Source organism: Pantoea sp. UYEF8 (genome assembly GCF_040546285.1).
Lineage (GTDB): Bacteria > Pseudomonadota > Gammaproteobacteria > Enterobacterales > Enterobacteriaceae > Pantoea > Pantoea brenneri.
Genome location: NZ_JBEPNM010000006.1, coordinates 243,395 through 259,023, shown reverse-complemented (window position 1 = coordinate 259,023; position 15,629 = coordinate 243,395). Strand labels below are relative to the sequence as shown.

General features: G+C 52.7%; 20 protein-coding genes. 18 read left to right on the top strand and 2 right to left on the bottom strand.

Annotated elements, in window-relative coordinates:
- The 18 genes from ABIB18_RS14190 to ABIB18_RS14105 all read left to right on the top strand — a co-directional run.
- On the top strand, positions 1-80 hold an 80-nt coding region (locus ABIB18_RS14190; RefSeq protein WP_001401901.1), incomplete at its 5' end, for an IS1 family transposase.
- A 631-nt stretch (positions 81-711) separates the two neighbouring features.
- A complete protein-coding gene (locus tag ABIB18_RS14185; protein ID WP_354474553.1) occupies positions 712-1,413 on the top strand; it encodes an antitermination protein Q in 702 nt (233 codons plus the stop codon).
- A gap of 339 nt (positions 1,414-1,752) precedes the next feature.
- Entirely contained in the window at positions 1,753-1,995 is a 243-nt protein-coding gene (locus tag ABIB18_RS14180) for a phage holin (protein ID WP_313188872.1), read from the top strand.
- Between the two features lie 9 nt (positions 1,996-2,004).
- Complete coding sequence (locus ABIB18_RS14175) at positions 2,005-2,508, top strand: lysozyme (RefSeq protein WP_354474573.1); 504 nt, start codon at positions 2,005-2,007, stop codon at positions 2,506-2,508.
- Entirely contained in the window at positions 2,492-2,971 is a 480-nt protein-coding gene (locus tag ABIB18_RS14170; protein WP_354474551.1) for a lysis protein, read from the top strand. Before ABIB18_RS14175 ends, ABIB18_RS14170 begins: the two co-directional genes overlap by 17 nt.
- A 161-nt stretch (positions 2,972-3,132) precedes the next feature.
- Positions 3,133-3,324: a hypothetical protein gene (locus ABIB18_RS14165; RefSeq protein WP_354474549.1), complete on the top strand. Its 192-nt coding sequence runs from the start codon at positions 3,133-3,135 to the stop codon at positions 3,322-3,324.
- Between the two features lie 38 nt (positions 3,325-3,362).
- Positions 3,363-3,938, top strand: a complete 576-nt coding sequence (locus ABIB18_RS14160) for a terminase small subunit (protein WP_354474547.1) — start codon at positions 3,363-3,365, stop codon at positions 3,936-3,938.
- Positions 3,925-5,397: a phage terminase large subunit family protein gene (locus ABIB18_RS14155; RefSeq protein ID WP_354474545.1), complete on the top strand. Its 1,473-nt coding sequence runs from the start codon at positions 3,925-3,927 to the stop codon at positions 5,395-5,397. Before ABIB18_RS14160 ends, ABIB18_RS14155 begins: the two co-directional genes overlap by 14 nt.
- Positions 5,398-5,409: 12 nt before the next feature.
- The gene (locus ABIB18_RS14150) at positions 5,410-6,813 is read left to right on the top strand and encodes a DUF4055 domain-containing protein (protein ID WP_354474543.1); all 1,404 of its coding nucleotides are present in this window, start codon (positions 5,410-5,412) and stop codon (positions 6,811-6,813) included.
- Positions 6,814-6,917: 104 nt separating this feature from the next.
- The gene (locus ABIB18_RS14145) at positions 6,918-7,670 is read left to right on the top strand and encodes a DUF6651 domain-containing protein (RefSeq protein ID WP_354474541.1); all 753 of its coding nucleotides are present in this window, start codon (positions 6,918-6,920) and stop codon (positions 7,668-7,670) included.
- Positions 7,671-7,684: 14 nt separating this feature from the next.
- Entirely contained in the window at positions 7,685-8,833 is a 1,149-nt protein-coding gene (locus ABIB18_RS14140) for a major capsid protein (protein ID WP_354474538.1), read from the top strand.
- A gap of 46 nt (positions 8,834-8,879) precedes the next feature.
- On the top strand, positions 8,880-9,272 hold the full coding sequence (locus ABIB18_RS14135) for a hypothetical protein (protein WP_313188880.1): 393 nt from the start codon (positions 8,880-8,882) through the stop codon (positions 9,270-9,272).
- 1 nt (position 9,273) lies between these two features.
- Positions 9,274-9,915 (top strand): hypothetical protein, encoded by a 642-nt coding sequence (locus ABIB18_RS14130; RefSeq protein WP_354474536.1) that lies wholly within the window; start codon positions 9,274-9,276, stop codon positions 9,913-9,915.
- Between the two features lies 1 nt (position 9,916).
- A complete protein-coding gene (locus ABIB18_RS14125) occupies positions 9,917-10,720 on the top strand; it encodes a hypothetical protein (RefSeq protein WP_354474534.1) in 804 nt (267 codons plus the stop codon).
- A gap of 46 nt (positions 10,721-10,766) precedes the next feature.
- On the top strand, positions 10,767-12,320 hold the full coding sequence (locus tag ABIB18_RS14120) for a phage tail protein (RefSeq protein WP_354474532.1): 1,554 nt from the start codon (positions 10,767-10,769) through the stop codon (positions 12,318-12,320).
- A 32-nt stretch (positions 12,321-12,352) separates the two neighbouring features.
- Positions 12,353-12,784 carry a hypothetical protein gene (locus ABIB18_RS14115; RefSeq protein ID WP_354474530.1) on the top strand — a complete coding sequence of 144 codons (432 nt, stop codon included), beginning with the start codon at positions 12,353-12,355 and terminating at the stop codon, positions 12,782-12,784.
- A gap of 10 nt (positions 12,785-12,794) precedes the next feature.
- Positions 12,795-13,205, top strand: a complete 411-nt coding sequence (locus ABIB18_RS14110; protein ID WP_313188885.1) for a hypothetical protein — start codon at positions 12,795-12,797, stop codon at positions 13,203-13,205.
- A 145-nt stretch (positions 13,206-13,350) separates the two neighbouring features.
- Positions 13,351-13,788 (top strand): phage virion morphogenesis protein, encoded by a 438-nt coding sequence (locus tag ABIB18_RS14105; protein ID WP_354474571.1) that lies wholly within the window; start codon positions 13,351-13,353, stop codon positions 13,786-13,788.
- Between the two features lie 189 nt (positions 13,789-13,977).
- Here the strand turns inward: ABIB18_RS14105 and ABIB18_RS14100 are convergent, their stop codons facing one another.
- Both ABIB18_RS14100 and ABIB18_RS14095 read right to left on the bottom strand, forming a co-directional pair.
- Positions 13,978-14,808: a DUF3037 domain-containing protein gene (locus ABIB18_RS14100; protein WP_354474528.1), complete on the bottom strand. Its 831-nt coding sequence runs from the start codon at positions 14,806-14,808 to the stop codon at positions 13,978-13,980.
- Complete coding sequence (locus ABIB18_RS14095; RefSeq protein ID WP_354474526.1) at positions 14,805-15,536, bottom strand: HipA family kinase; 732 nt, start codon at positions 15,534-15,536, stop codon at positions 14,805-14,807. Before ABIB18_RS14095 ends, ABIB18_RS14100 begins: the two co-directional genes overlap by 4 nt.
- Positions 15,537-15,629: the final 93 nt, after the last annotated feature.

Sequence of the window (15,629 nt, the reverse complement as noted above, 5' to 3'; positions counted from 1 at the left end):
AGTCGCTGTCGTTCTCAAAATCGGTGGAGCTGCATGATAAAGTCATCGGGCATTATCTGAACATAAAACACTATCAATAAGTTGGGACCATTACCGGGAAAATAGGCAAATATTTTAGCTCTTATAAAGGAGGTGCACTGACTGGCTTGAGTGTTTTGCCTACACCCCGATATTAGCGGCTTCGGGATAAAGGTAAACACCTGCTATCAGGTAATTAAAGAGAACTGTGTTTCGTGATGATTAGAAATATTTCTATTTATTAGGATTTAGAAAAGTAAAGACTGAATTTGACAAATGTCACATTTTTCGAAGAAAAATAACCCTTATCGCCTATGGCTGTGATTTTGACGTATGTAGCGTTAGTCTCGTCACATGACCATGCCGGACATTGCAATCTTTAAGTGGTTATCTGCCGTACCGCCCTATTTTGCGAAGAGTAGGTGACTTATCTACAATCGCACGATATTCATACGTCAGACATAAATCAGAGCATTTTTTCTGGCTGTGAGCAGGCATGTCACGACGGAATGGCTGGATAATCAGTGTAAACCGTGATGCAGAATTGTGAATGTTTTCCGATGTGGCCGATTCGTTATTAATGGAACTGGATGAATCATGACTGGTTTGACTTCAAACAAATAAAAGATAAATATTCCCACACCAGTAGTTACTTACATAATCATGATTTTTTTCTGATGTACAGGGGATAATATGGATCTTGAAAAAGCCCTGGGCTTTTTTTCGGCACCTCCCGGTTTAAGGCAGCTTTTATCCGACTATGGAAATAACGATATGCTTAAGAAAACGGACGTCCTGGCTGCCGTTGGTCTGGTGCAGCGTCATTCCAGCCTGGGAATGGCTGCTTTTTTCAGTAAAACGAATGGCAGCCCGCAGGATAAGAAAAAAGCGATCATTTTACTGGCCCGTCATGGTCTGGAATATTGCGATACTGTGCCATCTTTAGCACGGCTTGATCCTGATAATAAAAAGAAAGTAATAGTGTGCCTGGCAGCCTGTGCCTGCGCTGGTTACGCTCACAGTGCTGCAACAACACGCAAATGTATGAAATGCGCCGGCCGCGGCTTAACTGATTTGAAAATTTGTCTGCTATGCAAAGGTAAAGGAGTAATAACTGCTGCATGCCGTGACTGTAAAGGGCGCGGGGAATGCGTCGATCGTTTCGAGTCAGCCAGTCGTGGTCATCCCGTACTCATAACCTGTAAGCGTTGTAAAGGACGCGGTTATCCGCGCTATCCATCCACTACTGCGTATCAGGCACTGACACAGATCACGGATGCCATTTCTCTGGACACCTGGAAGAAGAGTGTTAAGCCTTTCTACGATGGACTTATCAGTAAACTGGAAATGGAACAGGCACATGCGGAAGCCGTGTTTAAGCGCGTAATCAGTTAGCGTTATAGTATCGCTGATGAAAAACTACTGCCTGTTTACTTTTCCCTTTCCTGTGATAAATTACCTCTAACGATGGGTTAATGACCCTTTAGAAAGCCTGGCTACGCGTCAGGCTTTTTTATTGGCGTCTGCGTTTATCTGAATCTGACATGCATTATCGCTGACGCATTCCATGGCAGCTCATGCTTTCCCCTGCCAGAAATTTTAAAACTCCTCATTTTCAGTAATGCTGCTCTCGTGACTCAACGGGGTGTTGCATTTCCTATTTCACGTCCTTTCTGGTTACTCTACCGCTGGCCTGTCATCGCGATTCAGTGACCTTTAGCGTGAGCAAAATCAATGACGCTTTCAGCAGATAAAATTACTTCCGGGGCGGCTTACGGTTCCTCAGCGGGCGTGGTGGCAGATGGGATCCTCAACTGGCTAAGCCCAGCTGAATGGAGCGCTCTTGGCGTGCTGGCAGGTATTGTGGTCGCACTGCTCACATTGCTGATTAACTGGTATTACAAGCGAAAGGCAACCCTTGCCCAGATCAGGGCTTTTCAGCGTTTATCCCGGCTGTCAGGAAGCGCGGAGGAGTGACTTGTGACCATCCCGCCGGGTCTGCGCACTAAACTGATTGCGGCTGCAGGTGGCGGAGCCTTACTTATAGCCACTGTATTCCTTGGTGGCCCGGATGGTGTTGAAGGGCGACGTTACGTTCCATATCCGGATATCGCCGGTGTGCTGACGGTCTGCGATGGTCACACCGGCGCAGATATTGTCAGAAGCAAAACCTATAGCGATCGGGAATGCGACAGTCTGCTGCGCGCTGACCTGCAACCTGTTCAGGTAAAAGTTGATAGCCTGGTAAAGGTCCCCCTCAGTGAGTACCAGCGGGCTGCGCTCTACAGCTTTGCATTTAACATTGGCATTCCCGCCTTCTCAAAATCGACGCTGCTCAAAAAGATCAATACGGGTGACCAGCCGGGAGCATGCGACGAACTCCGCCGCTGGGTCTTTGCCGGCGGCAGGAAGTGGAAAGGGCTGATGAACCGCCGGGATATTGAGCGTGCACTTTGCCTGGTCGAGGGAAGTGATGATCTTAAAGGATAAGCTGTACCTGATCCTTGCGCTGCTGGCTATGTTGGCTGTTTCAGCCGCTGCATCATTAGCCTTTTACTATCGAGGGAATGCGCTCGAGTACAAAACCCAACTGGATAAGGTAAGCAGTAGCCTCAGACTGGCGAACGCCAGCATCGCTGATATGCAGGTCCGTCAGCGCGATGTGGCTGTGCTCGATGCGAAATACACAAAGGAATTAGCCGATGCTCAGGCCGCTATCGATAAGCTGCAGCGTGATGTTGCTGATGGCCATAAGCGGTTGCTGCTGCACGCAAGCTGTCCCGCCATGCCACCCGGTAAAACCTCCGGCTCCGCCAGCATGGATAATGCAACCAGCGCCCGACTTGATGACGCCGCTCAACGGGATTATTTCACCCTCATAAGCCGAATCGAAATCGCTATAAAACAGATAGCCGGACTACAGCAGTACATCAGAGAGCAGTGCATGAAGTAAATGACCATCACAGGACACATTTGCGAGTGCGCCTGATGATGGCTGCCATACCATTTTCTGTGCCACGGTAGTCAGGCTATTAAGCGGGTGTAAAAAAGACCTTTCAATCAAATTAACTCATGCATTGATGTGCAACTTGAATTTACGAAAGGGAAGTTCACATGCAGGATTGGTTTATCTCATGGGTTTTTGTGAGCGAAGAAAATGAAATAACTGCACGAGGTTGGGATATCAGACGCGAATACACGACTACAAGCGCAGTTGATGTAGCAAAAAGATATATTGAAGAAATATCTGCTAAGGATCACATTCCCACCGACAGAATCATTCTCATAGCAATGAACAAACTTTAAAGAAGCCGCCTGAAGGCGATTTTTTTATTGGAGTGAATATGGCAAAGCTCACCGATAAACAAGAGCTGTTTGCCCGTGAGTTTATCAAAGACCTCAACGCCACACGGGCGGTTATTCGGGCAGGGTTCAGCAAAAAGTCAGCCCGTAACCAGGCTTGCCGTCTGATGACAAATGATGACATTTTAAACCGTATTGCCGAGCTGAAGGCTGAGCGTAACGATCGGGTTCGGGTGGATGCCGATTATGTTCTGCACCGCCTCGTCGAGATTGACGAGATGGACATTCTCGACATCATGACAGATGAGATGAGCATTAAACCCGTGTCGCAATGGCCCGCATCGTGGCGCCGATACCTGAGTGGATTCGATCTGGCCGAAATGTTTGAAGGTCGGGGCGAAGAGCGCAAAATGGTCGGCATCCTGAAAAAAATCAAATGGCCGGACAAGGTCAAAAACCTTGAGCTGCTCGGTAAACACATTACGGTGCAGGCGTTCCGCGAGCAGGCCACGACATCACTGACAGGCAAAGATGGCGGCCCACTTGAGGTTGCGCTGCTTTCACGCGAGGAATACCGGCAGGCGCGCCGGGAAATGCTGGAGGATGACGACTGCTGACTTCAGGACCGCTGCACGCCGTATAGAGTGTGAAGAGGACGGGCTCTACTTTGCCCGCTACTTCTTTAAGCAGCGCACCGGCAGCAGAATGATCGTCGCGCCACATCATCAGGTGATCCAGCAGGCACTGGACAGGGTGATTAATGGTGACATCCGGCGACTCATCATCAACGTCCCGCCGGGATACACCAAAACTGAGCTGGCGACCATCAACTTGATGGGCCGCGGACTGGCGCTGAACCGCCGCGCCCGTTTTATGCACCTGTCTTATTCCCACAATCTGGCGTTACTGAACTCCTCGACCACACGCAGCATTGTTAAGTCTGCAGCCTTTCAGGCGATGTGGCCCATGGCACTGCGTGAAGATGCTGACAGTAAAGCCATGTGGTGGACGGAATTCGGCGGCGGGGTATATGCCTCGTCTGCTGCGGGACAGGTTACCGGCTTTCGTGCCGGGCATATGGAGCCGGGCTGGCAGGGGAGTCTTATAATTGACGACCCGGTAAAGCCTGACGATGCCTACAGCGAAACGGTGCGTAACGGGGTAAACACCCGCTTCAACGAAACCATCCGTTCCCGCCTAGCGATCGAGACCACGCCTGTCGTGATCATCATGCAGCGTATCCATTACTACGACCTCAGTGGTTATCTGCTGCGGGGCGGTAGTGGCGAGATGTGGCATCACCTGAATCTGCCTGTACTGATTGACCGCAGCCAGTCTTACGCCTTGCAGTATGCTGAAAACTCACACGCGATACCTATTGAACACGGGTTGCCAGATGGCTGGCTCTGGCCGTTCAAGCATAATGAATCGCATCGGGTGCAGCTTTTTTCACACCGGCGCACCGCTGAAGCGCAGTACATGCAGCGTCCGTGCCGTTTCAATGCTGAAGGCGCGCTCTGGACAGAGGCCATAGTGTCCGGAGCGCGAGCACTGGATATCACTCTGCAGCCGTCACGTACGGTGGTCGCCATCGATCCTCAGGCCACCAACAGCGAAGAGAGTGACGAAACCGGAATAATTGTGGCCAGTTCATACGGACGCGGTAACGATAGTCTCTTCTCCGCTGACGCGGATTACTCCGGTAAATACTCACCGAATGGCTGGGCAAAGCGGGCCATCCGGGCCAGTGAAGAACACCACGCTGAAGCCATCGTTATTGAAACCAACCAGGGCGGAGATATGGCAGAAGACACGCTGCGCAATGCGGGCTTCCGTGGGCGCATCATTCGCGTTCATGCCAGCAGGGGCAAGTTTGCCCGGGCAGAACCCATCTCAGCGCTCTACGAGCAGGGCCGGGTGGCGCACCGTGGCAACCTCTATCAGCTGGAGAATCAGCTGCTGGAATACGCGCCCGCTACGGCCAAAAAATCGCCGGATCGCCTCGACGCGCTGGTCTGGGCCATCACTGAACTGTTCCAGCCGAAAGGCACCACTGTCCGTCCATTTTCTGCCTGACAGAAGATTATCATGAGCAACGACGTCCGAAAGCGATCGCCCAAAATTGAGTCAATGGCCGGCTGCTGGCCAATGATTACCGCATTGCTGGGCGGTACGGCGGCCATGCGCCTTGCGGGAAAGACCTGGTTGCCCAAATGGCCCAACGAAGAGGATGCGTTCTATCAGAACCGGCTGGCAGTGGCCACGCTGTTTCCGGCGTTCTCCCGGACGGTCGAAGTCCTGAGCGGTAAGCCGTTCTCCCGGTCGGTGACGTGGGATGAGAAAATCGTGCCTGCCCGGATAAGCGAGATGCTGACAGATGTGGACCTGCAGGGCACTAATCTCCATTCCTTTCTGGCTGATATCTTTGAAGAGGCGATGGCATACGGTCTCTGCGGTATTCTGGTTGAACACCCGCGAGCCGATAAGCCGCTTTCCCTGTCCGAAGAACGGAAACGGGGGGTGCGGCCATACTTCGTCAAGGTGACCGCGAACAGCCTGCTGGACTACGATTCAGAACGTGTTAACGGTCAGGAGACGTTCACCATGCTGCGCTTTGTCGAAGTGGTGAGTGAACGTGATCCGGAGAATGAATTCACTGTACGAGAAATTGAGCAGGTCAGGGTGCTGAATCCGGGCCGATGGCGCATCTATCGCGAGAAACCTGATACCACATCCGGCGCGCTTGAGTGGCAGCTGCACGACGAAGGCACCACCAGCCTGAATAGAATTACTTTTGTCCCGGTTTATGGCGACAGGCGCGGCTTCATGAACGGCAGACCACCGCTTGCGGAGCTGGCCTGGCTTAACGTCGAACACTGGCAGTCACGCAGCGACCAGCAGACTATTCTGCATGTTGCCCGCGTGCCGGTACTGTTCGGTAAAAAACTGGGTGACGGGCCCATCTCGGTGGGAGCTGCGTCGGCCATCATGTCGGAAGAAGATGAGGCGGATTTGCGCTATGTCGAGCACAGCGGTAAAGCCATCGAGGCCGGGCGCACTGACATTATCGACCTTGAGGAGAAGATGCGGCAGATAGGCGCCGAGCTGCTGGTGATCAAACCCGGCCATCGCACCGTCGTGCAGACGCTGGCAGATAATGAGGCGGGGACCAGCGCCCTGCAGCGCATGGTGTGTGACCTCACCGATGCAGCCCGGCTGGCGATGCAGTATCTGGCGGAATGGACCGGTGAGAAAGACGGTGGACACGTCACCATCTTCAGTGACTTTGGTGCCACCACGCTTGCCGAAGCATCGGCAGACTTCCTTGTGAGCATGTATCGGACGCGTGCGCTTTCAGACGAGACGCTCTTCAACGAAATCCAGCGCCGGGGCCTGATTAACAGTGAACTCCGCTGGGCAGACGAGCAGGGGCGTATCCGTGCCATGCCGCCACCCTCGTCAGATAAACCGGTAACAACCGCTCCGGCTTAACCCCTCCAGGCTCATGCATTTGCATGGGTCTTTTTATTGCCGGCCGCTGTGGATGCAGCGCGGCGCCACGAGCCGGATGGCTCCTGTCTGGTTGGATAACCTTAATGAAACTTAAACTCGATGAGAACGGCCATGTTGTCGTAAACGGTGGCAAGCCTGTGTACGTGCAGGATGACGGAAAAGAGGTGATGTTTGATGCGCCCGGTACGCTGCAGACCATTTCGCGTCTGAACGGTGAGGCGAAGTCACATCGTGAACGTGCTGAAGCCGCGGAAATCCTGTTGAAGACCTTTGAAGGCATCGACGATCCGGCCGCTGCTCTGGTCGCGCTGGAAACCGTAAAAAACCTGGAAGACAAAACACTGGTGGATGCCGGTGAAGTCGAAAAGGTCCGCACCGAAGCCCTCCGGGTACTGGAAGAGAAGTACGCGCCGATCGTTAAAGAGCGCGACGATCTGAGCCAGAAACTCACGGCGGAGAAAATTGGCGGCAGTTTCGCCCGGTCGAAATTTATCTCCGAGAAGATGAGTATTCCGGCTGACCTGGTGGAAGCCCGCTTCGGCAGCAATTTTCAGGTAGTGGATGATGCCGTCACGGCATTTGACCGCGAAGGAAACAAAATATTCAGTGCGATCAAACCCGGCGAAGCAGCCGGCTTTGATGAAGCGCTGAGTATTCTCGTTGAACACTACCCGTATAAAGATCAGATCCTCAAAGGCACCGGTGCATCAGGCGGCGGTTCCGGCGGCGGCAATGGCCACACCAACCCCAACACGCTTACCCGTGAACAGTTTGAATCCCTCAGCCCTCAGGAGCAGAGTGCGAGAGCGTGCGCGGGTGTGCAGATTACCGATTAACAGGACCTCCCTGAATGGCTAATACCCTTACCCAACTCATTCCCGACCTGTATCAGTCGCTGGACATTGTATCCCGCGAGCTCTGCGGGTTTATCCCATCCATTACACTCGACGCAACCGCAGAGCGCGCGGCACTCAATCAGCCGATCCGTATTCCTGTGACTCCTGCCTCAGAAGCTGAAGATGTTAAACCTGGCCAGTTGCCACCGGATGACGGTGACCAGGACATTGGCAACGTGCCGCTGGCCATCACGAAATCCCGCATGGTGCCGTTCCGCTGGGAAGGTGAGCAGCAGAAAGGGATTAAATCAGGTCCTGGTTATCACGGTATCCGACGCGACCAGGTCACCCAGGCAATGCGCACGCTGGTCAATGAAATTGAAGCTGACCTCGGTCAGCTCTTCTGCCGTGCGTCTCGTGCAGCGGGGGAAGCGGGTAAAACACCATTCAAAGACACGCTTACCGACACGGCGCAGGTGCGTAAAATTCTCACCGACAATGGTGCGCCGCTCAGCGATCTGCAGTGTGTCATTGATACTACTGCGGGTGCGGCATTACGCACCATGGCACAACTGACCAAAGCCAATGAGGCGGGTACCACAGCGTTGCGTGCACAGAGTACCCTGCTCGAACTGCATGGCTTTACCCTGCGTGAATCGGCGGGTGTGGCAGAAAACACAGGTGCAAAAGCAGAAAAACTGTCTGTCGGTGACGACCTTGAGGCTGGATCCGTGATCATCCCTGTGGCTGCTACAAGCCCCAATACAAAACCTGATATCCCTGATTCTGTCAGTCCGGGGAGTGTTGTGCTGCTGGGTAAACATAAATATGTAGTAGCTTACGTAACACCAGGGGAAGCCATCATTATTAATGAGCCGGGATTGCTGGAGGATATGAAAGCTACAACCAAATTCGACGTTGTCAGTGAGTTTGTTGCCAATTTTGCCTTCAGCCGCTCAGCCATCATTCTGGCTACCCGGGCACCTGCATTACCGGAAGAAGGTGATATGGCGGATGACCGCATCATGATCACCGACCCGCGCACCAACATGTCGTTCGAAGTCTCCATGTACAAACAGTACCGCCGTGTGTGCTATGAAATCGCCGCGGCATGGGGCTGTCAGAACATTAAACCGGAACACACCTGTTTACTGCTCGGTTAACCCCGCGCAGTCGCTTAAGCGAGAACGTCCCCTGAAGAGGTAACCCATGCTGACTCTAAAGCAGCTTGCCGATGCACGCCGCTATATGGGCTATCCCATGACGGGTGACGCGTTGCCGGACGACCGTAGTGATGCGGCTTATGCGCTGGTCACGTCAGGTCGGTACCAGACGCTGGCGCACCGGCTGGCTTCGCTCCGGGCTGAAGAGGAAGCCATTGTGGTGAACTATCTGGCGACGCTGGCAGGTCTGGAAAGTGGTATTGCCCGTGCGGCAGACAATCTTGATACGGATAAGGCTGCTGTCTGGCAGCGAAACCGCTCAGAAGTGTCAGACCGCACGCGTCTCTACAATCAGTGGCGACGTCAGCTGTGCGGACTGCTCGGTATTCCACCGGGACCGTCGCTGGGCAATGGCACTACACCCGTTACCCGGTGCTGACATGGACGCGTATCAACTGGCCGCGAAGGTGAACCAAGGTAACGGTAAGGCGGCGAAACGTCTGGGTAGTATGGCCCGTCATTACCGTGCGACGTCACCATTCAGCCCTTTAAACGGAGAACCTCTGCAACAGTTCACTGCGTCATTCATCACCGATTATGGCTACATGCGGGCGGCGCGCTTTGGTCTGGCCACCCGCATTGGGATCTTTGATGCGGCGGGATTTGAAGTGGGTGATATTCTGGTCTCAGCAGAAGGTACATTTTACGTGGCAGCGCTGCCGCTGTTACAACCCATCCTGTGTGTCAGATCTGAGCGGCTCGTCAGTATCAGCCGTGCCTGTCAGGCGGGTTCCGGTGCCGGGCTTAAGGAGTACGGTGGCACCACCGTCGTGAATGAAACGCTCATCATGTCCGGCTGGCCAGCCAGTATTATTCTGAGCCGGGGCGGTGAGCACAGCCCGCTGAAGTTACCGGGTGAAGTGCGCAGCGCGTGGCATAACATCCTGATGCCAGCGTACAGGGAGCTGCCTGTGCATACGGGGGACTTTGTGACGGATGATACGGGTCATCGTTATGTCATCAGCGGCACCGAACTGACCGCCATGGGCTGGCGGTTCACTGCTTTACAGGTGACTGTATAACATGGCCAGCGTCGATGATGTCTCACATTTCCTGGCAAGGCGGGTCGCTGACGTGGTGTATCCCGGCGGCATTCAGTTACCTGGCATCGTTAATGCTGCGGTGAAAATCTATCCAGGATGGCCAGTGTCTGGCGACTTACAGCAGGATATCGGGAAGGGCGGCGTTCACATCTCTGTATGGCCATTACCGGCAGAACGTAAAATTGGTAGTGCGCTGGGCAGACCCTGTCGGGTCATTGCGAAAGGCAGACCCTCCCTTCAGATTACCGTAAACGGCAGCTTGATAGGCGTCTACGGTGTGGCTTCGGCGTTCACTAACGTGCGGGTAAGCCTTGATGAAAAGGAATTCAGCTTTCAGTTCAGAGCGGGAACCACGGCTGCACAGGTGGTTCACTCACTCACTGTATTGTTACCGCTGTCATTCATAGTGGGCAGCAAAGTATGTGTCCTTATGGTTAAGCATATTAAGGCTCTCGTGACGACCGCAGGCACGGCGGTGAGGGAGTTGCGCAGGCAGATAAAAGATTTTCAGATTACCGTCTGGGCACCCACACCTGTGCTCAGAAACCGGATCGGCAGCGCCATTGATGTTGCTCTGTCTGAGCAGTGTCACATCGATCTTGACGATGGCGCGCCCGCGCAGCTGCTTTACGCCCGACAGTTCGATTCGGACAGGTCGGAAAACTGGCATGTTTACCGGCGCGACCTGATTTTCAGCGTTAATTACGCCACAACGCAGACCCTGACCGCACCAGAAGTTACCCGGACCGTTGTTACCCTTAACGGGCAGCAGACCACGCGGTAACACCTTTTCTTTTCAGCATCAGCTCATTAATCCGGAGTATTTATACATGCCGATCTATTCAACCGGCGACCTCAACACGTCTGCATTAACGGCACCTGACCTTTACGTCCAGGTTGTTCCGCCACGAGCGCGTTATATTAACGGCGTGCCGACCGACGGGCTGGGGCTGGTGGGTGTGGCAAGCTGGGGGCCGGTTAACAGCGCTTTTCGCATCAGCTCAGATAACGATCTTGCATTTTTTTTGGGCACGCCGAAAGAACGGACGTACGACTTATCCACGGCCGTTGCCATTTCACTTCAGCTGGGTGCCTCAAACCTGAACTGCGTTCGCGTCACCAATGGCCGCGACACGCCTGCCAGTGGCCTGCTCTGTGAAAAGGCCGGTAAGTCAGCTCTGCAGCTGGCGGCACTCTACAGCGGGACGCGTGGAAACCGTATTATCGCGGGCATCGGCAGCGGAACCGCGGTTAACTCGAAAAAGCTGACCATCAGTCTGCCGGGAGTTAGTGCTGAGGTGTTCGATAACCTTACGGGCGAAGGCGATGCGCTCTGGAAAGCCATGGCTGAAGCGGTGAATCAGGGCCAGATGAATATCCGGGGTCCCAGCCAGCTGGTGCGGGCGACGGTTACCGAATCTGAAGCGCCTGCCCAGGCTGCGGTTAAAGAGGTCACGTTCAGCGGTGGAACTGACGGCGCGACCGGCATCACCGATGCTGTACTCCTCGGTACCGACAGCATTGAGGGACCACGTAAAGGCATGTATGCCCTGCGTGGCACTAACTCTCAGGTTATCAATCTGATTGATGTGACCGGCAAAGAGTGCTGGCCCGCAATGGCAGCGTTTGCCCGCTCGGAGGGTGCCTACATCATAGCGCAGGGCGCGGCTTCAGCCGGATGTAAAACCCTATCCGAAGCACTCAACAACTCAGGCGTAGACGACTGGCATTTCAAGCTAATCGTGGGTGACTGGCCATCCTGGAAGGACACAGCTAACGGTATCAACCGCATGGTTGCGCCGGCAACATTCGAGGCGGCGAATATTGCAGCCCGATCACCACATATTTCCACCCTCAACAAACGCATCCCCGGCATCATTGCCACCGAGCGGCAGCTTGCAGGGCGACCTTACTCGGTACCGGAAATCGGTGCCATAAATTCAGCACGCCTCGACGTCATCACCAATCCCTGTCCGGGCGGCAATTACTTCGGCATGCGGTCAGGGCGTAATACTTCATCCAATCCGACCCAGAACGATGACACCTACACCCGCATGACCAACTTTCTGTCACTGACCATTGCCGCGAGTTTTGGCAGTGTGGTCGGTGACAATCAGACCACAGACCTGCGCCGGGAGACTAAAAGTACGCTGGAGTCCTTCCTGTCAAACCTTGAGACGCTGAAGATGATTGGTGATCCGAATGGCGGGCCGGCTTTCGCGGTGCGCCTCGATGCGACGAACAACCCGGATTCCCGCGTTGCGCTGGGCTACATGACGGCCGATGTGCAGGTGAAATACCTGAACGTTGTACGCTATTTCCTGGTGAACCTGGAAGGGGGCGGCAGCGTGTCCATCTTCGTCTCAAATGACTCATCCCGCTAACGGCTGCGGCACTCTTAATCCGGAGATAACCCATGCCAACTCTTGGCTATACCGTAGGCCGCGACATTGCTGTCGATATCAATACGCCCACGGGCAGGCTGCGCATTCCCAAAATTATCAGTTTTGACTCTAAGCCGCAGGTCTCGACCCAAAAAATCACGCCACTGAATGGCATTACTGACGAACTGCAAATCCCCGTCGGCTGGCATGGCACCATCACGGCTGAACGTATGGATGCCACGCTCGATGATTTCTGGGCGAAGTGGGAAGACAACTATTACAACGGCATCGATCAGCCCCGCGGCACCATTACCGAAACCATCACCGAAGCGGATGGTACGGTCAGCGTGTTTCGGTATGAAGGTGTGTCGTTTCACCTCACCGATGCCGGGAACAAGCAGGGCGAGAAGACGGTGAACCAGACTCTGTCATGGACGGCAAACCGCCGTAAAAAAGTGAACTGAGGAATAAATAATGGTGCAGGTCAGAGTGCATGAAACATCACCGCCCGCAGTGGCGGAATCTGCGGTGAAATTAAATCAGGTCAGGGATGCTGGTGGGCGCATCATTACCCTGCGCGAGCTGGACCCGGTGCAGGAATCCCGCCTGACGGTTGCAGTCGGCCCGGAAATGGCCATCAACGTGATGTACATGAACATGTATGCCTTTCCGGTTGCGGCGGTTGCTGACATTGACGGGGACGAATATCCGGTGCCACAGAACCCGAAACAGATTGAGAGCATGCTGGCCATCCTCGGTAAAAGCGGGCTTAAAGCGGTGAGCGCCTGGCTGCGCGAAAAGTCGAAAGAGGAAGAAGATGAGGCCACGGAGACCGCTGCAAAAAACTCGCACGGAACCCCGGGTTCATTAACCAGTGCTGGCTGATGAAGTCCGGGGTTCCGTTCAGCGTTATTTTTCCCAGCCTGACAGCGCTGATGCCCCATGAGCGCATTGCCATGGGTGTGGTCATTGGCGAGCTTGAGGGCGGTGCTTATAACTGGAACACGGGCAGGTGGGAGGAGGGTAAGTGATGGACCTTAAGCAGTTTGCGAGAGAACTGTCGTCTGCCTCAGCCAAAATCGCCGCTGAGCTTGAGCTGGGTTTCCATGCCATTGTCAAAGAGATTGAGGAAACGGCAAAGGAAGAAATCGGGGTCTATCAGCCCGCTGTCGGGCCGTTTGAGACATGGGCACCGCTGGCAGCATCGACGAAAGCTGAGCGCGTCCGCCTGGGTTACACCGAAGACGAGCCGCTGCTGCGTTCAGGCCAACTCAGAGACTCCATTGAGAGCGAGGTGGCTGGTCTGGCGGCCATCGTCGGGACCAAAAGTGAACTTGGACTCTGGCAGGAAGTCGGTACCGACCGCATTCCGCCGCGGCCTTTCGTTGGACCTGCATACGTCAGGAAGATTGACCCGTTAATGGAGTCGATTTATGTGGTGATATCGCGAGGTTTCAAAGTCTACTAAATCAGAAAAAGTCCAGAGGTTGTATAAGGTTGACTGACATGCTCCTATGCCAACATTTCCTGATGAGTTCAGGTTTCAGCATATATAAAAAAGACGATTTGAGCTTAGTCTGTCTGATGCGGAGTACATGTAAAACTTAAAAAGTGCGGATGTACGCATTAGTAATGGGCCCAGTAAAGGGCCCTGCAATCATGACCTATCAACGATGATATTCGATGCGAATTCTATGGCCGAACGATGATCGCTAGCAGGAACATGCGCAATATTATGCTTGTCTAAATTGAGCTTTATGGAATCAAGCACTTTAACTTGGGCTAAGGTAGGCGAGAGTGGTTCCTCAAGAGTAAACAACACATCCTTTACTTCGAGTAACTTTTCTTCTGCAGCACGAGTAACTCTCATTACCCATGTGTCACCATGCTCCATCATCTTTCCGGGTTCGGATTGCTCAAAAGCTAGCGGCTTAATCGCTCGAGATATGACGTCATTTCTCTTGGCGACAAGGGGCATAGAAAACTTTGCAAACGTCCCGTTAATCGTCTGATTTTTGAACATATTTTTCAGGGCATCAATTCTGTCGATGCTTCTTTTTAGTTCTTTGGCTAAAACCTCTTCTCTACGTGTTTTGGTGTAATCACTATGGTTTACATAACGATCATAGATTTTTTTCATTTCTTCTCTAGGGTTGTTTGAAAGCACAACTCTGGCCTGACTGAAGTGAAAGATTGATTCGCGCTTGGCAGTAAAGTAGTGGAAAAACTGAGAAAGAGACTGCGCACCGCTTATTTCAATGGCAGTGCTCTTTGCAAATCCCAGTTCTCTAAAGAATGCATCTTTAGCTAAAGGGAAAATGCAATCGTCGTGAAAAAACTTCCTAACGCGAGAGTCATTTCGACTTGTCATCATGAAGTCGAAAAAATTTTCCTTTGGAGCGCACACGACAACACCTACGTTCGCAAACTCTTCAGTTTCCGGATAGGGTGAATATCGAACGATGCTGTATAAGCAAGGCGTTGTCATGTGATACTGCTCCAAAAATCATCTGTTTCGGCTCTAATGAGCGTAGTCTCAATGCTGTTGATGAAATCCTGATCACTACGCCAGTCATCCGGTACATCTTCCCAGAAGTGAGGCATACGGCAACAGGTTTTTAGAAGTTTTTCTTTATGCACGACACGATCTATCATGTCAAAAGTCCACTTCCTCGATTTGTGAGAGTATACGTGGTAGTCGAAATCTCCAGCATCTGAATTTTGATCAAAGGCTAGATTATGGTCAATAAGGTAATACTTATCATGCTGAACGTCGTACAGCATGTTCACGTTGCCTCCTATTGCAGAGAGGCTCCTGTCGCCATTCATGATCCATCGGTCAAACAAGTAGATTCTCTTTTGATCATCGATCGGCACAATTTGCTCGTTTCTTGATTGAGCAAACGTTAAAGAAACGGCATTTTCAATGTAAAGCGTAGCGAACGCATACCCTGGATTAATGTCACTTTTGAGTTCTGGTGAAAATTCTAGCAGCTCATCAGGGATATAAACGACGGTAAAATCAGGTAACGGAAGACCCAGGTCGTAAGCTAGGCAAGCAGAAATGAATTCAGCCAGAAGATGCTTGGGTGGCATTAAAGGCATTGATTTTACGATGTATTTCTTGCCGTCATCGCATCGACAAAGAATCGGCTTAGTGCTGCCTTCATTTATGCGCCTGATAAATTCGACGACGCTGATTTTAGGAGAATCCAACGTTATGCTCATCCATGCGTTGATTAATTAGGCAAAGATACACGGATAGTTCTAATTGCCATATCCTGATAGATGATCAGTGCCTATCGATAG